Source organism: Thermobifida alba (genome assembly GCF_023208015.1).
GTDB lineage: Bacteria > Actinomycetota > Actinomycetes > Streptosporangiales > Streptosporangiaceae > Thermobifida > Thermobifida alba.
Map to the genome: position 1 here is coordinate 362086 of NZ_CP051627.1, position 20806 is coordinate 382891.

Annotated in this window: 19 protein-coding genes; 5 read left to right on the top strand and 14 right to left on the bottom strand. The window is 72.3% G+C overall.

Annotated elements, in window-relative coordinates; all coding sequences use genetic code 11:
- Window positions 1-4: 4 nt before the first annotated feature.
- Window positions 5-379, bottom strand: coding sequence for a peptidoglycan-binding protein (locus FOF52_RS01640; RefSeq protein WP_248593717.1), 375 nt, complete (start codon window positions 377-379; stop codon window positions 5-7).
- Window positions 380-446: 67 nt separating this feature from the next.
- Entirely contained in the window at window positions 447-1298 is an 852-nt protein-coding gene (gene map, locus FOF52_RS01645) for a type I methionyl aminopeptidase (RefSeq protein WP_248592060.1), read from the bottom strand.
- 38 nt (window positions 1299-1336) lie between these two features.
- Here map and FOF52_RS01650 point away from each other — a divergent pair, with 38 nt between their 5' ends.
- Window positions 1337-1561 carry a hypothetical protein gene (locus tag FOF52_RS01650; RefSeq protein WP_248592061.1) on the top strand — a complete coding sequence of 75 codons (225 nt, stop codon included), beginning with the start codon at window positions 1337-1339 and terminating at the stop codon, window positions 1559-1561.
- A gap of 69 nt (window positions 1562-1630) precedes the next feature.
- Entirely contained in the window at window positions 1631-2317 is a 687-nt protein-coding gene (gene npdG / locus FOF52_RS01655) for an NADPH-dependent F420 reductase (RefSeq protein WP_248592062.1), read from the top strand.
- Here the strand turns inward: npdG and FOF52_RS01660 are convergent.
- The 5 genes from FOF52_RS01660 to FOF52_RS01675 all read right to left on the bottom strand — a co-directional run bounded on the left by FOF52_RS01660 (window position 2304) and on the right by FOF52_RS01675 (window position 7452).
- On the bottom strand, window positions 2304-3299 hold the full coding sequence (locus FOF52_RS01660) for a metallophosphoesterase family protein (RefSeq protein WP_425265515.1): 996 nt from the start codon (window positions 3297-3299) through the stop codon (window positions 2304-2306). The genes npdG and FOF52_RS01660 overlap by 14 nt on opposite strands.
- Before the next feature lie 116 nt (window positions 3300-3415).
- Complete coding sequence (locus FOF52_RS22085; RefSeq protein ID WP_425265516.1) at window positions 3416-3697, bottom strand: hypothetical protein; 282 nt, start codon at window positions 3695-3697, stop codon at window positions 3416-3418.
- 152 nt (window positions 3698-3849) lie between these two features.
- On the bottom strand, window positions 3850-4887 hold the full coding sequence (locus FOF52_RS01665; RefSeq protein ID WP_248592063.1) for an LLM class F420-dependent oxidoreductase: 1038 nt from the start codon (window positions 4885-4887) through the stop codon (window positions 3850-3852).
- A 136-nt stretch (window positions 4888-5023) separates the two neighbouring features.
- A complete protein-coding gene (gene panB / locus FOF52_RS01670) occupies window positions 5024-5866 on the bottom strand; it encodes a 3-methyl-2-oxobutanoate hydroxymethyltransferase (protein ID WP_248592064.1) in 843 nt (280 codons plus the stop codon).
- 224 nt (window positions 5867-6090) lie between these two features.
- Window positions 6091-7452: a glutamine synthetase family protein gene (locus tag FOF52_RS01675; RefSeq protein ID WP_248592065.1), complete on the bottom strand. Its 1362-nt coding sequence runs from the start codon at window positions 7450-7452 to the stop codon at window positions 6091-6093.
- A 193-nt stretch (window positions 7453-7645) separates the two neighbouring features.
- On the opposite strand from FOF52_RS01675, the gene FOF52_RS01680 reads away from it, so the two are divergent.
- Window positions 7646-9400, top strand: a complete 1755-nt coding sequence (locus FOF52_RS01680) for an NAD+ synthase (protein WP_282573793.1) — start codon at window positions 7646-7648, stop codon at window positions 9398-9400.
- A gap of 60 nt (window positions 9401-9460) precedes the next feature.
- Here the strand turns inward: FOF52_RS01680 and FOF52_RS01685 are convergent, their stop codons facing one another.
- The 3 genes from FOF52_RS01685 to FOF52_RS01695 form a co-directional block, all read right to left on the bottom strand.
- On the bottom strand, window positions 9461-9799 hold the full coding sequence (locus FOF52_RS01685) for a hypothetical protein (protein WP_248592066.1): 339 nt from the start codon (window positions 9797-9799) through the stop codon (window positions 9461-9463).
- Between the two features lie 192 nt (window positions 9800-9991).
- Window positions 9992-11812 (bottom strand): carbohydrate-binding module family 20 domain-containing protein, encoded by a 1821-nt coding sequence (locus tag FOF52_RS01690; RefSeq protein ID WP_248592067.1) that lies wholly within the window; start codon window positions 11810-11812, stop codon window positions 9992-9994.
- Window positions 11813-12204: 392 nt separating this feature from the next.
- Window positions 12205-15219 carry a bifunctional [glutamine synthetase] adenylyltransferase/[glutamine synthetase]-adenylyl-L-tyrosine phosphorylase gene (locus FOF52_RS01695; protein WP_248593719.1) on the bottom strand — a complete coding sequence of 1005 codons (3015 nt, stop codon included), beginning with the start codon at window positions 15217-15219 and terminating at the stop codon, window positions 12205-12207.
- Between the two features lie 162 nt (window positions 15220-15381).
- On the opposite strand from FOF52_RS01695, the gene FOF52_RS01700 reads away from it, so the two are divergent.
- Window positions 15382-15705, top strand: coding sequence for a DMT family transporter (locus FOF52_RS01700; protein ID WP_248592068.1), 324 nt, complete (start codon window positions 15382-15384; stop codon window positions 15703-15705).
- A gap of 314 nt (window positions 15706-16019) precedes the next feature.
- On the opposite strand, the gene glnA is transcribed toward FOF52_RS01700, so the two are convergent.
- Window positions 16020-17444, bottom strand: a complete 1425-nt coding sequence (glnA, locus tag FOF52_RS01705) for a type I glutamate--ammonia ligase (protein ID WP_248592069.1) — start codon at window positions 17442-17444, stop codon at window positions 16020-16022.
- A gap of 235 nt (window positions 17445-17679) precedes the next feature.
- On the opposite strand from glnA, the gene FOF52_RS01710 reads away from it, so the two are divergent.
- A complete protein-coding gene (locus FOF52_RS01710) occupies window positions 17680-18174 on the top strand; it encodes an RDD family protein (protein ID WP_248592070.1) in 495 nt (164 codons plus the stop codon).
- A 98-nt stretch (window positions 18175-18272) separates the two neighbouring features.
- Here the strand turns inward: FOF52_RS01710 and FOF52_RS01715 are convergent, their stop codons facing one another.
- The 3 genes from FOF52_RS01715 to lipB form a co-directional block, all read right to left on the bottom strand.
- Window positions 18273-19004, bottom strand: coding sequence for a DUF4191 domain-containing protein (locus tag FOF52_RS01715; protein ID WP_248592071.1), 732 nt, complete (start codon window positions 19002-19004; stop codon window positions 18273-18275).
- Window positions 19005-19087: 83 nt separating this feature from the next.
- Complete coding sequence (lipA, locus tag FOF52_RS01720) at window positions 19088-20026, bottom strand: lipoyl synthase (RefSeq protein WP_248592072.1); 939 nt, start codon at window positions 20024-20026, stop codon at window positions 19088-19090.
- 50 nt (window positions 20027-20076) lie between these two features.
- On the bottom strand, window positions 20077-20778 hold the full coding sequence (lipB, locus tag FOF52_RS01725) for a lipoyl(octanoyl) transferase LipB (RefSeq protein WP_248592073.1): 702 nt from the start codon (window positions 20776-20778) through the stop codon (window positions 20077-20079).
- Window positions 20779-20806 lie beyond the last annotated feature (28 nt).

Here is a 20806-nt window from a genome sequence, read left to right on the forward strand (position 1 = left end):
GGCGTCAGCGGCGCCGGAGACGCCCCGCGAGCCCCAGGGCGCGCCGCTCCCGCAGGGAGCGCACCTCGCGCATGAGCGCCGTCACGGTGGCGCCGTCGGCCACGCCGTCGTCCGGCAGCCCCCGTGCGGCCTGGAACGCGCGCAGCGCCGCCACCCGGTCGGCGGGCGGCGCGGACGGCGGCAGGCGGCCCAGCTCCGCCAGCAGGGCGCCGACCCGCGCGGGATCGGCCTCGGGCAGCACCCGCTCGGCGTCGCACAGCGCCCCGAGGACGCCCGCCGCGAAGGACAGCATGGCGCGCAGGCGGCGGACGGCCGGACCGGACCACGGGGTCGCCCGCCGGGCAGGCCCCGTGGCGCCGCGGTCCCGCGGACCGACCATCGCCAGCACGGCTGCCTCCTCCCACCGGCCCCCACCTCACACGTTACGGGCGGCGGGCGGGAGCGGCTCAGGGCAGCGTCAGGATCTCCGCGCCGTCCTCGGTGATCACCAGGGTGTGCTCGAACTGGGCGGTGCGCCTGCGGTCCTTGGTCACCGCGGTCCAGCCGTCCTCCCACACCTCGTACTCGATGGTGCCCAGGGTGATCATCGGTTCGATGGTGAAGGTCATGCCGGGGACCATCACGGTGTCGGCGCGCGGGTCGTCGTAGTGCGGGATGATCAGCCCCGAGTGGAACTCCGGCCCCACGCCGTGGCCGGTGAAGTCCCGCACCACGCCGTAGCCGAAGCGCTTGGCGTAGGACTCGATGACCCGGCCGATCACGTTGATCTGCCGTCCCGGCCGGCACGCCCTGATGCCGCGCATCAGGGCCTCGCGGGTGCGCTCCACCAGCAGCCGGGACTCCTCGCCGACCTCCCCGGCGAGGAAGGTCGCGTTGGTGTCGCCGTGCACGCCGTGGATGTAGGCGGTGACGTCGATGTTGACGATGTCGCCCTCGGAGATGACCGTGTCGTCGGGGATGCCGTGGCAGATGACCTCGTTCAGCGAGGTGCACAGCGACTTGGGGAACCCCTTGTAGCCGAGCGGGCTGGGGTAGGCGCCGTGGTCGCACAGGAACTCGTGGCCGATGCGGTCCAGCTCGTCGGTGGTCACGCCGGGCCGGACGTGCTTGCCGACCTCCTCCAGCGCCTGTGCCGCGATCCGCCCCGCCACCCGCATGGCCTCGATGGTCTCCGGGGTCTGCACATCCCCCAGCACCCCCTCGACCGGGTGCTTCTTGCCGACGTACTCGGGGCGGGGGATGGACGGAGGAACCGATCGCTTGGGCGAGATACGCCCGGGAACCAGCGGGGTAGTCATGGAATACGAGTGTAGTCAGCGGCTGACGGGAGGCGTCCGTGAGCAGAGGTCTGGGGCGGGACATCCTGCCCGAACCGGAGGACGGGGCGGACAAGTGGTGGTACTCCCTCAAGACGGGGAAGGTCGAACGCGGTCCGGGCAGCCCCAACAAGGACCGGCTCGGCCCCTATCCCGACCGCGCCTCCGCCGAGGCGGCCCTGACCCGGGCCCGGGAGCGCAACGAGCAGTGGGAGGAGCAGGACCGCGAGTGGAATGACTGGTGACGAGGTTCCTGCTGGTAAACGGGGGGTCGGGTCGGGAACCCGCCCCCCGCGGCTGACATGATCATGGTTATGACACAACAGAGTTCACCGCACGATCTGCCCGACGTGTCCGGACTGTCCATCGCCGTGCTGGGCGGCACCGGCGACCAGGGACGCGGACTGGCCCGCCGGTTCGCGATGGCCGGCCACGAGGTCATCCTCGGCTCCCGCAACGCCGAACGGGCCCAGGCCGTCGCCGCGGAGCTCGGCGCGGACCTGCCGGTGCGGGGCGCGGACAACGCGGCCGCGGCCGAGGCCGGAGACGTCGTCATCGTCGCGGTCCCCTGGGACGGCCACCGCGCCCTGCTGGAGTCGCTGCGGGACGTCCTGGCCGGCAAGATCGTCATCGACTGCGTCAACCCGCTGGGCTTCGACAAGCGCGGCGCCTACGCGCTGCCGGTCGAGGAGGGCAGCGCCGCCGAGCAGGCCGCCGCGATCCTGTCGGACAGCCGGGTCGTGGGCGCCTTCCACCACGTCTCCGCCGTGGTCCTGCTCGACCCCGAGGTCGCCGAGGTGGACCTGGACGTGCTGGTGCTCGGCGACGACCGGGAGGCCACCGACACCGTGCGCGCCCTGGCCTCCCGCATCCCCGGGGTGCGCGGGATCTACGGCGGGCGGCTGCGCAACGCCCACCAGGTGGAGGCGTTCACCGCCAACCTGATCTCGATCAACCGCCGCTACAAGGCGCACGCGGGCATCCGCATCACCGACGTGTGAGCCGCCGGCCGCGGCCGAGTCGGGGTGGCGGGCGCGGCGCCGCGATCCGCGGGCCGCGCCCACCCGCCGTGCCCCGCCGGTCCCGGGCACGGCGGGCGCCCCGGGCCCGGCCGGGCCCGGGGCGGGCCCAGCGCCCGTCGGTGACCCGCTTGCCCCCGTCGGCGTCCTTGGTGATGGTGAACGCGTCCACCAGGGTTCCGTCCAGGGTGCGCGACTCGTAGCTCAGCTCACCGCCGTCCACCTCGACGACCTGGTAGGTCTGGGTGTTGCCGACCTGGACGCGGGCCTCGGCCCCGTTGGCGGTCCAGTTGCGGTCGGACACGTCGTCCATCGTCGGCCCGGTCACCGACACCACGTGGACCGGTCCGGTCTGCACGGCCGGGTCGGCGGTGCGGTCGGCGACCGGGGTGCCGCGGCCGTAGGAGTGGCCGTGGCCCTGGAGCACCAGGTCGACGTCGTACTCCTCCAGGATGTCCAGCCACTCCGAGCGCAGCGGCCCGTTGTCGCGGCCGGGGGAGTTGGCGAACACCGGGTGGTGGAAGGTGACCACCGTCCACCGGTTGGGGTTGTCGGACAGCACCCGCTCCAGCCAGTGCCCCTGGTCCTCCAGCCAGTCGGTGGTGTCGGACCGGGGCGCGTTGCGGTGGTTGCTGTTCAGCACCACGAAGCGCACGCCCTGGTAGTCGGTGTGGTCGACGGTGTCGTCGAGGCCGTCGTCACCGGGGCCGTTGCCCGCGCCGGGGAACGGCCGGTTCCAGAAGCTCGACAGGTTCCAGCCGCTGTACTCGTGGTTGCCGGGGGCCGTGATGTGGTTCATCGAGGAGGACACGGCTCCGACGGCGTCGTACCACTCGGCCCGTTCGGAGTCGGAGTTGGCGTTGTCGACCAGGTCGCCCGCGTGCACGGTGAGTTCGGCGTGGGGCGCGGCGGCGTAGGCGGCCCGGATGGTGGGGGCGGCGCCCGCCGTGATGTTGTTCTGCACGTCGCCCAGGTAGAGGAAGGCGAACGGCTCGGCGGTGGCCGAGGCGGTGGTGAACGTGGACCAGTCGCTCCAGGAGGCTCCGTCGCCGACCCGGTAGCGGTAGGCCGTGCCGGGCGTCAGACCGGTGAGGGTGGCGGCGTGGTAGCGGCCGTTGCCGCGGTGCCGGTGCCGCGGCCCTGGACGGTGGTGGTGGCTCCGCCGGAGGCGGGGCCGTACTCCACCCGGGCGGTGGTGACGCCGGTGGCGGTGGGGGAGAGGGCGATGCGCTCGGCGAAGCCGGCGGCGGCCGCGGCGGTCGCGGTCGCGGTGGCGGCTCCCGCGCCGAGGGCGGCGGAACCGAGGAGGGAGAGGAGACCGGCACGGACGGCGAGGCGAGAGCGGAGGGAAGGGGACGACATCGGCGACTCCCGTCGGGACGGAGGCGGACCGTCCGGACGCTCAGGTGTCCGGACGGTTTCGTTCTGTGACGGAAGTCAGCTTCGGCAGGCGACGCCCCGGTGAGTGCTCTCCGACCGTTGTGCCGCCTGTGCCGTGCCGTCGGGAGAACGGCTCACACCCAGCTTCTGACCTTCTCGATCAGCGCGACCGGGTCGTCGGCGAAGGGGGTCAGGTTGAGGTGGGTGACCCCGGCCTCGCGGAAGGCCTCGATGCGTTCGCGGACGTAGGACTCGGGGCCGACCAGGTTGGTCAGCTCCACCATCTCCTCGGGCACCGCGGCGGCGGCCTCCTCCTTCTTCCCGGACAGGTAGAGGTCCTGGATCTTCTCGGCGGCCTCCTCGTAGCCGTAGCGCCGGGCCACCGAGTTGTAGAAGTTCTTGCCCCTGGCGCCCATGCCGCCGACGTACAGCGCGATCATGGGGCGGGCGAAGTCCAGCAGCCGCTTGGTCTCCTCGCCCTCGCCGATCGCGATCATGCCGCCCGCCGCGATCTGGAGTTCGCCCAGTTCGGGGGAGCGCTTGGCGCGGCCCGCGGCGAGCGCGCCGCCCCAGACGTCGGCGGCCTTCTCCGGGATGAACAGGTGGGGCAGCCAGCCGTCGGCGACCTCGGCGGTCATCTCGACGTTCTTGGCCCCCAGGGAGGCCACGAAGACCGGGATGCGGTCGCGCACCGGGTGGTTGATGATCTTGAGCGGCTTGCCCAGGCCGGTGCCCTCCCCCGGGGGCAGCGGCAGGGAGAAGACCGACCCCTCGTGGGTGAGCGGGCCCCGGCGCGCCCACACCTTGCGGCAGATCTCGATGACCTCCCTGGTGCGGGCGAGCGGCTTGGTGTAGGGCACGCCGTGCCAGCCCTCGATGACCTGCGGGCCGCTGGCGCCCAGACCGAGGACGGCGCGGCCGCCGGAGAGGTAGTCCAGGCCCGCGGCGGTCTGCGCGATCAGGGTGGGGGTGCGGGAGTACAGCGGCAGGATCGCCGAGCCGATCTGCACCCGTTCGGTGCGGGCGGCGAGGTAGCCCATCAGGGAGACGGCGTCGAAGCCGTAGAGTTCGGCCACCCACACGGTGTCCAGGCCGACCTTCTCCAGTTCGACCACCAGGTCGACGGTCTTCTTGATGTCCCCCGAGTAGTTCAACGGCATGGAGATCTGCATGGGAAAGCCTCCGCGGTCCGGTGCGCCAGAATCCCGACCATGCTACTACCGAGTAGTTTTCTGGTCGGGGAATGGGAAGCCCCCGGGGCGGCCGGAAACCGCCGCGGGGGCCGTGCGCTCGGGGGCCGACGCGGACTCAGGCGTAGGAGTGCTGCTCGTCCGGGAACGCCCCGGACACCACCTCGTCGGCGAAGCTCGTCGCGGCGTCCCGCAGCTCGGCGGCGAGGTTGGCGTAGGGCTTGACGAACTTGGCCACCTTCGGCGACAGCCCGGCCATGTCCTGCCACACCAGCACCTGCGCGTCGGTGTCCGGACCCGCGCCGATCCCGATGGTCGGAATGGTCAGCTGCCGGGTGATCTCCGCGCCCAGCCGGGCCGGGACGCACTCCAGGACCACCGAGAAGGCGCCTGCCCGCTCCAGTTCCTTGGCGTCGGACAGCAGGGCCTCGGCCGCCTCGTGGCCGCGCCCCTGCACGCGGTAGCCGCCCAGGGTGTTGACCGACTGCGGGGTCAGCCCGATGTGGCCCATCACCGGCACGCCGGCCGCGACCAGCGCCTCCACCTGGGGGGTGACCCGGTGGCCGCCCTCCAGCTTGACGGCCTGGGCCCCGCCCTCCTTCATCAGGCGGGCGGCCGAGGCCAGCGCCTGCTCGGGACCGGCCTGGTAGGAGCCGAAGGGCAGGTCGGCCACGACCAGCGCCCGCTTGGCCGCCCGCGCCACCGCGGCGGTCAGCGGCACCAGGTCGTCGACGGTGACCGGGATGGTGGAGTCGTGGCCGAAGACGACCATGGCGGCGGAGTCGCCCACCAGCAGTACCGGGATGCCCGCCTCGTCGAAGATCCGCGCCGTCAGCGCGTCGTAGGCGGTGAGCATCGGCCAGCGTTCGCCGCGCTGCTTGGCCGAGGCCAGGTCGTGGACGGTGACACGGCGGTTCGAGGCGCCACCGTACAGGGCGGGAGCGGGGGTGTTCGGATTCATCTGTGCGTTTCCTCCGTTGTCTCGAAGCGCCGTGGAGGCGTCCCCGGACGTTGTCGGTCGCGGTCGGCGCGGGCGCGCCGGACGGTCTCATCATGGCACGCATGATTTGTGTTGTTCCACCGAATGAAACCGATTTGCCGCCCGGTTTCGTCCCGCTCCCGGGGAAGGGACACCGCGGGGGCGCCCACCGGGCCGCCCCGGCGTGCGCCCCCGCGGCGGGAACGTCAGAGCGTCGGCAGGTAGCGCTGCAGTTCGTAGGGGGTCACCTGGCGGCGGTAGGACTCCCACTCCGCCTTCTTGTTGCGCAGGAAGAAGTCGAACACGTGCTCGCCCAGCGCCTCGGCGACCAGTTCGCTGCTCTCCATCGCCCGCAGCGCCTCGTCCAGGCTCTGCGGCAGCGGGGTGATGCCCAGCGCCCTGCGCTCGGCGTCGGTGAGCGCCCACACGTCGTCGGAGGCGCCCGGGGGCAGCTCGTAGCCCTCCTCGATACCCTTCAGCCCCGCGGCCAGGACCACCGCGAAGGCGAGGTAGGGGTTGCACGCCGAGTCCAGCGAGCGGAACTCGATCCGGGTGGAGTTGCCCTTGCTCGGCTTGTACATCGGCACCCGCACCAGCGCGGAGCGGTTGTTGTGCCCCCAGCAGACGTACGCGGGCGCCTCGCCGCCCGCCCCCGCCGAGGCAGCGGCGTTGCCCCACAGCCGCTTGTAGGAGTTGACGAACTGGTTGCACACCGCCGTGATCTCGGCGGCGTGCCGCAGCAGCCCGGCGATGAACCCGCGGCCGATCTTGGACAGCTGGTACTCGGCGCCGGGCTCGTAGAAGGCGTTGCGGTCCCCCTCGAACAGCGACATGTGGGTGTGCATGCCGGAACCGGGGAACTCGGTGAACGGCTTGGGCATGAAGGTGGCGTAGATGCCCTGCTCCAGGGCCACCTCCTTCATCACCAGCCGGAAGGTCATGATGTTGTCGGCGGTGGTCAGCGCGTCGGCGTAGCGCAGGTCGATCTCCTGCTGGCCGGGCCCGCCCTCGTGGTGGCTGAACTCCACCGAGATGCCCATGTCCTCCAGCATCATGATGGCGCTGCGGCGGAAGTCGTGCGCGCTGTTGTGCGGCGTGTGGTCGAAGTAGCCGCCGTCGTCGTTGGGCTCGGGGAGCTCGCCGAACCCCGGCTTCTTCTTCAGCAGGTAGAACTCGATCTCGGGGTGCGTGTAGAAGGTGAAGCCCAGGTCGGAGGCCTTGCTCAGCTGCCGTTTGAGCACGTTGCGCGGGTCGGCGTAGCTCGGCGACCCGTCGGGCATCAGGATGTCGCAGTACATGCGCGCGGTCCCGTGCGGCTCGTTGCGCCACGGCAGCACCTGGAACGTGGTCGGGTCGGGCAGGGCGAGCATGTCCGACTCGTACACCCGGGCGAACCCCTCGATCGCCGAGCCGTCGAAGCCGATCCCCTCGACGAAGGCGGCCTCCAGCTCGGCGGGGGCCACCGCGACCGACTTGAGGTAACCGAGCACGTCGGTGAACCACAGTCGCACGAAGCGGATATCGCGCTCCTCAAGGGTGCGGAGCACGAATTCCTGCTGTCGGTTCACGGTCCACCTTCCTCGTTCGATCTCGTGGGACGTCTCACGCGTTCTTACCAGACTCCCGCTGCCAGTGTGCCCCGCGAGAGTTACCGCGACGTTAAGCGGAGGCTCCCCGTCCCCTACCCCGAGTGCGGGAGGGAACACCGGCCGGCCGGGGGTGTGCGGCGGCGCGGGGGCGCCGGGCGTTAGGCTCGGTGCCGTGGCACAACTGCGACTGGCTATGGCCCAGGTCAACCCCACCGTGGGAGACCTGGGGGGAAACTGCGACATCGTCTGCGAGCAGGCGCGCCGGGCGGCCGAGGCGGGGGCGCACCTGGTGGTGTTCCCCGAGATGGTGCTCACCGGCTACCCGGTGGAGGACCTCGCCCTGCGCAGGACCTTCGTCGACGCCTCCATCGAGGCCGTGCACGCCCTGGCCGAGCGGCTCGCCGCGGAGGGGCTGGGAGAGCTCCCCGTCGTCGTCGGCCACCTGAGCCGCCGCCGGGGGAGTGCCGCCACCGCGCTGGGCCAGCCGGTCGGGTCCCCGCAGAACGCGGTGGCGCTGCTGCACCGGGGACGCCCGGTCTTCACCTCCGCCAAGCACCACCTGCCCAACTACGGGGTGTTCGACGAGTTCCGCTACTTCGTGCCCGGCAACGTGCTGCCGGTGGTGCGGCTGCACGGCGTCGACACGGCCTTCGTCGTCTGCGAGGACCTGTGGCAGGACGGCGGCCCCGTCGCCGCCGTGCACGAGTCCGGGGCCTCCCTGCTGGTCGTGCTGAACGGTTCGCCGTACGAGCGGGACAAGGGCGACGCGCGGCTGGAGCTGTGCGCCCGCCGGGCCCGCGAGGCCGGGGCGGCCCTGGCCTACGTCAACATGGTCGGCGGCCAGGACGAACTCGTCTTCGACGGCGACTCCCTCGTCGTCGACGCCGCCGGGAACCTCCTCGCCCGCGCCCCCCGGTTCGAGGAGGCGCTGCTGGTGGTGGACCTGGAGCTGCCGGAGGCGGTGGGGCCGGGCCTGTGGGGGGCGGCCGCGGAGGCCGACGGCGTCACCATCGAGCGGCACCTGCTGTCCGAGCAGCCGGTGCGGCCCTACGAGCCGCTGCCCGCCCCGGTGGCCCCGCGCACGGACGACATCGGCGAGGTGTACGCGGCCCTGGTGCTGGCCACCCGCGACTACGTGCGCAAGAACCGGTTCGCCTCGGTGATCCTGGGCCTGTCCGGCGGCATCGACTCAGCGCTGGTCGCCACCATCGCCGTCGACGCGCTCGGCCCCGAACGGGTCCACGGCGTGCTCATGCCGAGCCGCTACTCCAGCGACCACTCGGTCTCCGACGCCGAGGAGCTGGTGCGCCGCCAGGGCCTCAACGCGCGCACCATCCCGGTGGGGCCGATGGTGGAGGCCTTCGAGAACGCGGTGGAGGTCGACGGCCTGGCCGCGGAGAACCTGCAGGCCCGGGTGCGCGGACAGCTGCTGATGACGCTGTCCAACCAGGAGGGCCACCTGGTGCTGACCACCGGGAACAAGAGCGAGCTGGCGGCCGGCTACTCCACCCTCTACGGGGACTCCGCGGGCGGCTTCGCGCCGATCAAGGACGTCTGGAAGACCCTGGTGTGGGAGCTGGCGCGGTGGCGCAACGCCGAGGCCGCGCGGCTGGGGCGGACCCCGCCGATCCCGGAGAACTCCATCACCAAGCCGCCCAGCGCCGAACTGCGGCCCGGGCAGCTGGACACCGACTCCCTGCCGGACTACGGGATCCTGGACGCGCTGCTGGACGACTACGTGGGCACCGACCTGGGCCGGGAGGAACTGGTCTCCGCGGGACACGACCCCGCGCTGGTGGACCGGGTCATCCGCATGGTCGACCGGGCCGAGTACAAGCGCCGCCAGTACCCGCCGGGGCCCAAGATCAGCGGGCGCAACTTCGGCCGGGACCGGCGGCTGCCGATCACCAACCGGTGGACGGCCTGACCCGGGAGCGGTGACGGCGGCGGACGCCCGCCGCCGTCGCGGTCGTCTTCGGCGGGGGGACTACCAGAACACGGCGACGCCGATGTTGAGCAGGGTCAGCAGACCGGCGGTCAGCGCCAGCTTCGGGGAGGACTTGCGGGCGTTGAGGACGGCGACCACGATCACGGCGAGGTTGACCGCCAGCTTGACGCCGATCTTGGCGTGGTCGACGGCGCCGAGGTCGCCCATCTCGCGGAGGCCCACCAGCAGCACGCCGATGACCAGCTGGGTCAGGGCACTGTGCAGGAGCACCTTGGGGGCCTTGGCGTAGCCGCCGATCTGCTGCATCAGCCATCCGGCGACGATTCCGGAGAGGGTCACGAAGTGGAGGAAGACAAGCGCGGAGTAGGCGATTTCCATACCCCGCACACTACTACGTCCCGTAGTTGTCGTTTTCCGGCGGTGCCGTGACGGCGCCGCCCCGGGAGGAGAGTCGGGGCGGCGCCGCGGGGACGGGGCGTGGGGCGGACGGGGGGTCAGGAGGGGGACCGTCCGCCGATGCCCCCGGTGGACCGGTGGATCACCTCCTCGGAGGCAGGGCGGGGACGGGGGTCACCGCCAGGAGCCGGTGAAGGTCCGGGCGCAGCCGCCGCCGTCGTCGGCCGTGGCGGACCGGTTGCCCCCGTTCTCCCACTCCACGGTGCCGTCGGGGTCGACCTTGACGTACTTGTACTCGAACCGGGCCCCCTCGGGCAGGGCGGCCTGCCCCGTCCAGACGGGGTAGGCGGCGGCGTCGGTGTGCAGCCGCAGCCCGTCGGCGGGGTTCCAGGACCCCAGTTCGGGGAGGGAGCCCACCACCCGGACCTCCTGGCCGTACCAGGTGGTGACGGTGGCGTCGAACCGGGAGGCGACGGCGGGGCAGTCGCCGTCGCCGGGGGGCGGCCCGGCGCCGCAGCCGGCCGGGTCGGCGCACTCGCCCACCGCCCCGACGTGCAGCGCGACCGCGCCGTCGGCGGCGACGGTGGCGGTGAACGTCCCCCCGGACACCTCGTAGCTGGGCCCGTCGCACACGCCGTCGACGAAGGTGCCGTTGGCCACGTCGCAGTAGGTGCCGTCGGGCAGGCCGGTGGTGAAGGTGCGCGTCCAGGCGCTGTCCGTGGCGTTGAACGCGGCGTACCCGGCGGAGCCGCGCGCGAACGCCAGCCGGCCGGCGCCGTCGGTGACGGCCGAGCCGATCCCGTGGCCGTCCACCGCGTTGTGGAAGGAGACCATGCCCGCGACCGCGCGGTGCTCGCACACCCAGCGGGCCGCCGAGCAGTCGGTGGGGTCGGTGGTGCCGTCGGCGCTCATGGGCGGCCCGGTCCGGTCGTCCCCGGACCAGGTGTAGCTGGACATCACCTTGGGGGTGCCGTAGGGGTGGGCCAGCATGAACTTCTGCGCCAGGTCGTAGCGGGCCCCGTCGGTGTGGGTGAGGATCGGGTCGTTGCGCTGGGTGTCGTGGTTGGCCACGAACACCACGGCCTCGGCGCCGGGGGTCAGGCCGCCGCCCAGCCCGGTCAGGTGGGAGATGGCGCCGTCGGCGAAGGCGTGGCTGATGTCGCGGTGGTACTGGAACTCGGTGACGTCCCCGATCGGGGTGTAGGAGCCGGTGCCGATCGTGCCGTCGGCGATGACCTCCTGGAAGACGTACGGCTTGCCGCCGCCCCAGTCGGGGTGGACGTCGTCCAGGCGGGAGACGATCGCCTGCAGGTCGGCCTCGGGGATGTGCTTGGCCGCGTCGATGCGGAAGCCCGCCACACCGATGGCGACCAGGTCGTTGAGGTAGTCCGCGATCCGGTCGCGGACGTAGGGGGAGGAGGTCCTCAGGTCGGCCAGGCCGACCAGTTCGCAGTACTGCACCTCCCACTTGTCGTTCCAGTCGGAGATGTCGCGGCGGCAGTCGTTGAAGTCCTGGCTCTGGTAGAGGCCCGGGTACTCGTACTTGCCGTAGGCCGACCCCGCGCTGCCGGGGCCGGAGCCGACGGACCCGGTGCCGCTCATGTGGTTGATGACCGCGTCGACGTAGATCTTGACCCCGGCCTCGCGGCAGGTGTCGACCATGTCGACGAAGTCGGCCCGGGTGCCGCGGCGGGTCTGGTCGAGCCGGTAGGACACCGGCTGGTAGTCCTGCCACCAGGGGTATCCCTCACCGGGCAGCACCACGTGCTCCTGGGGCGGGGAGACCTGTACCGCGCCGAAGCCGTGGGGGCCCAGCGTGGTCTCGCACTCCTCGGCGATCGACTGCCACCGCCACTGGAACAGGTGGACGATGACGTCCCGGTCCCCGGAGGGCGCGGCATGAGCGGGGGAGGCCGCGACGACCGGGGAGACCAGGGACACCGCGACGCCCAGCACGGCCGCGAGCAGCGCGGCCAGGGGTCTGCGTACTCCCATCGGGTACTCCAATGCGGATCGGGGGGTTCAGACACCTGAAAGAGGGCTTGCAAGTTGTGCAATCTTTGCAAGAACTTTCAGGGTGAGATGAAGATAACAACCGGCGGCCGGTTTGTGAACCTTCCCCGATGGAATCGTGCTGATTGTCCGAAAGTGCGGATTCATGGGGGTTGTGCTGGGCTCTGCGGGGTCGAATAGAGGGCGGGGCGGCGGCAGTCCGCTGCGTCAACCGTGCGAAAGAACCGCAAGAACCGTAATAACTTGCGCAAACATCACCGTCGCCCGAGGGCGGCCGAGAGGGCTTCCGGGGGCACGGCGGGGCCGGGCACGCCCCGGAGCGGCCCGTACCGCGGGACGGGAAGAGAGGCCGCCGGGCCCCGGGCGGGCCCGGCTCAGCTGTCGTAGAACACGCGCTCCATCACCGCGCGGGCCCGGCGGGTGGCCCTGCGGTACTCCTCCACCATCCGCTCCCCCGGGCTCACCTCGCCGCTGTCGGCACGGTAGCCCAGCGCGCCCGCGATCGCGGTGCGCTCCCGCAGGTCCGCCGGGATGGAGTCGCCGCCCCTCCCGCGCACCAGGGTGAGCGCGCCGCGGATCCGGGACGCCAGCCGCCAGGCCACCTCCAGCGTCGCGCCGTCGTCGGGATCCAGCAGACCGTTGCGCACCGCGGCGTTCAACGCCTGCAGCGTCCCCGTGGTCCGCAGCTCCGCGACCTCGTGGGCGTGCCGCAGCTGCAGCAGCTGGACCGACCACTCCACGTCCGAGAGCCCGCCCCGGCCCAGCTTGGTGTGCAGCGCGGGGTCGGCGCCGCGCGGCAGCCGCTCCGCCTCCATGCGCGCCTTGAGCCGCCGGATCTCCCGGACCGCCTGCTCGCCGGGGCCGCCCCGCGGATAGCGGACCGGGTCGACCACCTCCACGAACCGCTGCCCCAGCTCGGCGTCCCCGGCCACCGGCATCGCGCGCAGCAGCGCCTGGCTCTCCCAGTGCGACGCCCACCGCGAGTAGTAGGCCGCGTAGGAGTCCAGGGTCCGCACCATCGGGCCGTTCCGGCCCTCCGGCCGCAGCGCCGCGTCCAACCGCACCGGCGGCTCGGCCGCGGGCAGCTCCAGCAGCCGCGCCAGCTCCCGCACGATCTCCTCCGCGGTGGCCGCGGCCTCCGCCGGATCCGCGCCCGGCAGCGGATCGTGCACGTACACCACGTCGGCGTCGCTGGTGTAGCTCAGCTCGTTGCCGCCGAACCGCCCCATCGCGACCACGCACATCCGGGTGCACGGCTGCGCGCCGCGCCTGCGGGCCACCCGCTCGGTCGCCGCGCGCAGCGCGGCGTCGATGGTGACCACCGCGATCGCGGTCAACGCGTCGCCGACCCCGTCGATGTCGGTCACGCCCAGCAGGTCGGCGGCCGCGGTCCGCAGCAGCTCCCGGCGGCGCAGCGCACGCACCCCCGCCACCTGGTTCTCCGCCGTGTCGTGCCGGCGCAGCGCGGCGTCGGCCTCGGCGGCCAGCTCGGCGTTGCGGCGCTGCACGAGGAGGGCGTCGTCGGCCAGCAGCGCCACCGCGTCCGGTGCGCGCAGCAGCAGTTCGGTGACGTAGCGGCTGGTCCCCAGCAGGTGGGCCATGCGCTCGGCGACCCGCACGTCGTCGCGGAGCAGCCGCAGGTACCACGGGGTGGTGCCCAGCGCGTCGCTGACCTGTCGGAACCCCAGCAGCCCGGCGTCGGGATCGGGGGAGTCGGCGAACCAGCCCAGCATCACCGGCAGCAGGGTGCGCTGGATCGCGGCGCGCCGCGACACCCCCGAGGTGAGCGCCTCCAGGTGGCGCAGCGCCCCCGTCGGGTCGACGAACCCCAGCGCCTCCAGCCGGAAGCGCGCGTGCTCGGGGGAGAGCCGCACCTCGTCCTCGGGCAGCCGCGCCACCGCCTTGAGCAGCGGCCGGTAGAACAGCTTCTCGTGCAGGCGGCGCACCTCGCCGGCCCGCCGCCGCCAGGTGGCGGTCAGACCGGCGACCGGGTCGGCGGTGAACCCCAGCGACCGGCCCAGGCGGCGCAGCTCCCGCTGCCCGCTCTCGGTCCGGGCGTCGGGCAGCAGGTGGGTGCGGCGCAGCCGGTGCAGTTGCAGCAGGTGCTCCACCCGGCGCAGGAACCGGTAGGAGTCGGCCATGTCCGCGGCGTCCCGGCGGCCCACGTAACCGCCCCGGGACAGCGCCTCCAACGCCTCCAGGGTGTTGCCGGAGCGCAGCGACTCGTCGCTGCGGCCGTGCACCAGCTGCAGCAGCTGCACCGCGAACTCGATGTCGCGCAGCCCGCCCCGCCCCAGTTTGAGCTGCCGGTCGGCCTCGGCCCGCGGGATGTGCGCCTCCACCCGGCGGCGCATCGCCTGCACGTCCTCGACGAAGTCCGGCCGCCCCGCCGCCTGCCACACCAGCGGACCGATCGCCTCGACGTAGGCCGCCCCCAGCTCGGCGTCCCCGGCGATCGGACGGGCCTTCAGCAGGGCCTGGAACTCCCAGGTCTTGGCCCAGCGCTCGTAGTAGGCGACATGGCCGGCCAGCGGACGCACCAGGGGCCCGTGCCTGCCGTCGGGGCGCAGCGCCGCGTCCACCTCCCACAGGGTGCCCTCGGCGTCGGTGTCGCTGGGGACCTCCATCATCGCGGCGGCCAGCCGGGTGGCCGCCGCCAGCGCCGCGGCCTCGTCGGGGGCGTCGGCGGTGGGCTCGGCGACGAACACCACGTCCACGTCGCTGACGTAGTTGAGCTCCCGGCCGCCGCACTTGCCCATGCCGATCACCGCCAGCCGGCAGCGCGCGGCCTCCTCGGGGAAGCGGGCGCGGGCGATGGCCAGGGACCCCTCCAGCACGGCCGCGGCCAGGTCGGCCAGTTCGGCGGCGACCTCCCTGAGGTCCTGCACCCCGGTGAGGTCCCGTCCGGCCAGCCGCAGCACCCGCCGCCGGTAGGCCAGCCGCAGCGCGTGCGCCGCCTCGGCCGGGTCGAAGGCGGACAGGTCGGCCGCCGGCGCCGGGGAGTGCGGGTCGGCGCCGACCACGTGCAGCAGTCCCGCGCGCAGCTCCTCGGCGTCGGGCAGCCGGGCGGCGTCGGCGCCGCGCAGCTCCCGCCAGTCCCCGGGGTGGCGCACCAGGTGGTCGGCGAGCGCGCTGCTGGCCCCCAGCACCCGCAACAGCCGCTCCCGCAGGTCCGCGTCCTCGTGCAGGGCGGCGAACAGGTCCTCGGCCTCCGGGGAGCGCTCCACGATCCGGACCAGCCCCAGCAGCGCCAGGTCGGGGTCGGCCGACCGGCTCAGAGCGTCCATGACCGCCTCGTGCCGGACGGGGTCCAGGCCCGCCTCCGCCAACAACCGTGCCGCGCGGGCCGCGTCGCCGAAACCCCGGCGGGCCAGCGCGCCCACGCTCATCCCCGTGCTGTCCCGAGTCGCCACAGAACCACGGTAACGCCGGGGGGAGCGGCGGGGAGCGACCACGGGGGCGCAATGCCGGGACGGCCCCGTGACGAAGAGAAGCACCCGAAAGGGGACACTTGGGGTGGGGATGTCGTCAGATACTTCCGTGGGGGGCTCATGCAGTGGCTGCTGCTCATCGGCGCGATCCTCGCCGAGGTGACCGCGACGGTCTCGCTCCGGCTGTCGGACGGGTTCACCAGGCCGCTGCCCTCGGTGGTCACGCTCGCGGGCTACGGGGTGGCGTTCTACCTGCTCGCCCAGGTGCTCAAGCTGGGCATGGGGGTGGGCGTCGCCTACGGCATCTGGGCGGCGGTGGGTGTGACCCTGGTCGCCCTCATCGGCGCCCTCTTCCTGGGCGACACCCTCACCTGGATCCAGGTGGGCGGCATCGTCCTGGTGATCGCGGGCGTGGCCGCCCTGGAACTGGGTGCGGCGCGCTGAGGGGCGGCGCGGGCGCCCCGGACGACCGTGCCCCGGGTGGCGTGCTGTGCAGAGGCGCCCCGGGGCCCACGGGACCGATCGTAGCCCGGGGCGGGCGGTGAGCCGGGAGGCGCTGCCGCGGCACGGTGCGCTCCGCGGGGCCGTCGGGCGGTGCCGGCGGAACACCGGGAGCCCGGCGGCCTTGCGTGCCCGGCCGGACCCGGTGGAGGTCTGCGTGCGCAACGCGGTGGGGCCGCCCGTCCGGGCGGCCCCACCGCGGCCGTCAGGTGCGCCGGCCCGGCCGGGAGGACCCGGGTCCGGTCGGCGGCGCGTGATCAGACGTCGTAGTACAGCTCGAACTCGCGCGGGTGCGGACGCAGCCGCAGCGAGTCGATCTCGACGCTGCGCTTGTAGTCGATGTAGGTCTCGATGAGGTCCTCGGTGAAGACCCCGCCCTCGACCAGGTACTCGTGGTCGGCCTCCAGGTGGTCCAGGGCCTCCTCCAGGGACGCCGGGACCTTGGCGATCTCGGCGGCCTCCTCCGGCGGCAGCTCGTAGAGGTCCTTGTCCAGCGGCTCCGGCGGCTCGATCTTGTTCTTGATGCCGTCGATGCCCGCCATCAGCATGGCGGAGAAGGCCAGGTACGGGTTGGCCGACGGGTCGGGCACCCGGAACTCCAGCCGCTTGGCCTTCGGGTTGGGGCCGGTCAGCGGGATGCGGACGCAGGCGGAGCGGTTGCGCTGCGAGTACACCAGGTTGATCGGCGCCTCGTAGCCCGGCACCAGGCGGTGGTAGGAGTTCACCGTCGGGTTGGTGAAGGCCAGCAGCGACGGGGCGTGCCGGAGCAGGCCGCCGATGTAGTAGCGGGCGATGTCGGACAGCTGCGCGTAGCCGCTCTCGTCGAAGAACAGCGGGGCGCCGTCCTTCCACAGGCTCTGGTGGCAGTGCATGCCGGAGCCGTTGTCGCCGAACAGCGGCTTGGGCATGAAGGTCACCGTCTTGCCCGCGGCGTTGGCGACGTTCTTGACGATGTACTTGTACAGCTGGACCCGGTCGGCCTGCCGCAGCAGGGTGCCGAACTTGATGCCGATCTCGGACTGGCCGGCGGTGCCCACCTCGTGGTGGTGCAGCTCCACCGGGAGGCCCGCCTCGATCATGGTGCGGACCATGCGGGAGCGCAGGTCGCTGTAGTGGTCGCTGGGCTCCACCGGGAAGTAGCCGCCCTTGTAGCGGGGCCGGTAGCCGAGGTTGCCGCCCTCGCGCTTGCTGCCGGTGTTCCAGGCGCCCTCGATGGAGTCGATGCAGTAGTAGCCGGTGTTGGGCTCGGTGGCGAACTGGACGTCGTCGAAGATGTAGAACTCGGCCTCGGGACCGAAGAACGCGGTGTCGGCGATGCCGGTGCTCTTCAGGTAGGCCTCGGCCTTGCGGGCGACGTTGCGGGGGTCGCGGCTGTAGGACTCGCGGGTGAGCGGATCGTGCACGAAGAAGGTGATGTTCAGCGTCTTGTACTCGCGGAACGGGTCGAGGACCGCGGTGCCCAGGTCGGGCAGGAGCAGCATGTCGGACTCGTGGATCGCCTGGAAGCCGCGGATCGACGAGCCGTCGAACATCTGGCCGTTGCTGAGGAAGTCCTCGTCGACGTGCTCGGCCGGGAGCGTCACGTGGTGGACGCCGCCGAACAGGTCGGTGAACCGGACGTCCACGAACTGAACGCCTTCTTCCCGGATATAGGCGAGAGCTTCGTCGGCGCTGCTGAACAAGGTTACCTCCGTGCGGGTTCACAAGGTCGTGGGACGGACGTCCGATACGTCGCGAAGATCCGCCTCCGCCACCTTCCGGCTCTGTATGCGACGCTAGGAGCAGCCGATTTCCGACCCGTGTCCCGTATGTTTCGTGGCTGTTACGGAGGACTCCCCTCCCCGGGCCCCCGCGGCCGGCGTCCTGGCGGCCCGAAGGGGAGTGAGAGTCGGCGGCGGAGCCCAGTACGGTGAAGGCATGGGCGAATCGAAAGGTCACGACGGTCCGACCGGGACCACCGACGGCGGCTCCGAAGGCGGGGAGGAGTTCCGCTACCGGGGCAGCCGACTGGGACTCCCCGAGACGGGATCGGGGTCGGTGCCCGGCTTCGGCCGCCGTCTGGTCGCCGTGGCCGTCGACTGGTTTCTCGCGAACTGCCTGTCGTCGCTGCTGTTCGGCCTCCCCGCGCTGCCCGGCGCACAGGCCGCCCCGGCCTCGGGGCCGTCCCTGTGGCTGCCGCTCCTGGTTTTCGGGGTGCTGACGGCCGCACTGCTGACCCTGTTCGGCACCACCGTGGGCAAACGCCTGGTCGGCATCCGCATCGCCGCCACGGGCGAGCGGAGGTGGCCGTGGCCCGTCGCGATGCTGGTCCGCACCCTCCTGCTGTGCCTGGCCCTTCCCGCCGTCGTCTACGACCGCGACCAGCGCGGCCTGCACGACCGCGCCGCGGGAACGGTCAACCAGCGCTTCTGAGCGGGACCCGTTGTTGGGCCGGACCGGAGAAACACCACCGGCGCTGCCGGAACCGTGCGGAAACGGTTCCGGCAGCGCCGGAGAAGACCGGATACGCCTCAGCGCTGCTTGGGACGGGGCATCTTGGGCATCTTGACGCCCTTGGGGATCGGGCCGCGCGGGGCCTGCATCGCCGGGGGCAGCGCCTTGAGCCGGTAGCGCAGCTCGGTCAGCTGCGCCTTGTCCAGGTTGCGGGGGAGCTTGAAGATCCGCTTCTGCAGCTCGGAGACCCTGACCTGGCCCTCGCCGTTGCCGACCTGCACGTCGTAGATGGGGGTGTCGTAGGCCACCCGCATGACCCGCTTGCGCTCCGCCGCGATCAGGGACTTCAGCCGCTGCGGGTCGCCCTCGCCGACCAGCACCACACCGGGGTGGCCCACCGCCCGGTGCACGACGTCCATGTTGCGGTTGGCGTTCACCCCGGGGTCGATCGTCCAGTTGCCGCGCATGTTCTGCAGGATCGCCAGCCCCGCGCCCAGTTGGCCGTCCAGCAGCCGGTACTGCACCTTCTGCGCGCTCTGGGAGAAGGTGATCAGCCCCGCCAGCAGCGCCAGCGGAACCCCCAGTAGCAGCGGGTACAGCCAGGAGTCCGTGAGGACGGCGACCAGGATCGCCACGACCAGCACCGCCGCCACGACCCCGACCGCGATCGGGATGCTCTTCGGGCTGTGCTGGTGCACGATCTTGACGACCATGCCGAACTGCTTGAATCTGCCGGGCTGCTTCGCGGCGGCCGTCCCCTTGGCCGTGTCGGCCGGGGCGGTCCTGGTCTCCTTGGGCTTCTTGGCCATACCTCAAGGATAGGGCGGGAAGTGGACGGGTGGGACGGCGGTGACGTCCGCCGCCGTCCCACGCGGCACCGTCGGCGCGGGGCTCAGGAGGCCGCCGCCGCCCCGCGGCGCTCGACCGCCTGCTGGTACAGCCGTCCCGCCCGGTAGGAGGAGCGCACCAGCGGCCCCGACATCACCCCGGCGAAACCGATCTCCTCGGCCTCGCGGCCCAGCTCCACGAACTCCTCCGGCTTGACCCAGCGGTCGACCGGGTGGTGCAGCTTGGAGGGGCGCAGGTACTGGGTGATGGTGAGCAGGTCGCAGCCGGCCTCGTGCAGGTCGCGCATGGCCCCGCTGATCTCCTCGCGGGTCTCGCCCATGCCCAGGATCAGGTTGGACTTGGTGACCAGTCCCGCCTCGCGGGCGCGGGTGATGACCTCCAGGGAGCGCTCGTAGCGGAACCCGGGGCGGATGCGCTTGAAGATCCGCGGCACCGTCTCGATGTTGTGCGCCAGCACCTCCGGCCGCGCGCCGAAGACCTCGGCCAGCAGGTCGGGGTCGGCGTTGAAGTCGGGGATCAGCAGCTCCACCCCGGTGCCGGGGTTCAGTTCGTGGATCTTGCGGACCGTCTCGGCGTACAGCCACGCGCCGCCGTCGTCCAGGTCGTCGCGGGCCACCCCGGTGACGGTCGCGTACCGCAGCCCCATCGTGCGCACCGACTCGGCGACCCGCAGCGGCTCGCCCCGGTCCAGCGCGGTCGGCTTGCCCGTGGCGATCTGGCAGAAGTCGCAGCGCCGCGTGCACTGGTCGCCGCCGATGAGGAACGTGGCCTCCCGGTCCTCCCAGCACTCGTAGATGTTGGGGCACCCGGCCTCCTGGCACACCGTGTGCAGCCCCTCGTTCTTGACCAGCGAGTGCAGTTCGGTGTACTCCGGCCCCATCTTCGCCCTGATCTTGATCCACGGCGGCTTCTTCTCGATGGGGGTCGTGCTGTTGCGGGCTTCCACCCGCAGCAGCCTGCGGCCCTCGGGAGCGATGCTCACAACCGGCCTTCCTTTCGTTTCGCTTGTGGCGCGGGGCCCGCCGACGTGGCTCAGGCGTCGACGAACTCGGGGAGCGCGGGCCGTCCCACGGCCCTGCGGTGGCTGGACGCGCCGAGTACCGCGGCCAGGTGGTGCTCGGTGGCCGCCAGGATGTCGCCGACGCGGACGTCGCGGCCCAGTTCGGCGCTCAGGGAGGTGACCCCGGCGTCGGAGATGCCGCAGGGGACGATCCGGTCGAACCACGACAGGTCGTTGTTGCAGTTCAGCGCGAACCCGTGCATCGTCACGCCCCGGGCGACCCGGCAGCCGATCGCGGCGACCTTGCGTTCGGGCAGGCCCCGTCCGGGGTCGGCGTCGAGCCACACCCCGGCGCGGCCCTCCACTCGCGTGCCGGCCAGGCCGAGGTCGCCGATCACCCGGATGACCGCCTCCTCCAGGGCGCGCACGTAGGCGACGACGTCCATCGGGGCGGGCAGTTTGACGATGGGGTAGGCGGTGAGCTGACCGGGGCCGTGCCAGGTGATCTTGCCGCCGCGGTCGATGTCGACGACCGGGGCGCCCGGATCGGCCAGCGGACGGTCCCAGGGGCCGGTGCGTTTGCCCGCGGTGTAGACCGGCTCGTGCTCCAGGAGCAGCACGGTGTCCGGCAGTTGATCGGCGACGCGGCGCTTGTGGAGCTGCCGCTGCAGTTCCCAGCCCTCCTCGTAGGGGACGGGGTCTTCGCCCAACCAGTGGTACAGGAGCTCACTCACGCCCTCCACCTTATGTGCTGGCTCCGAC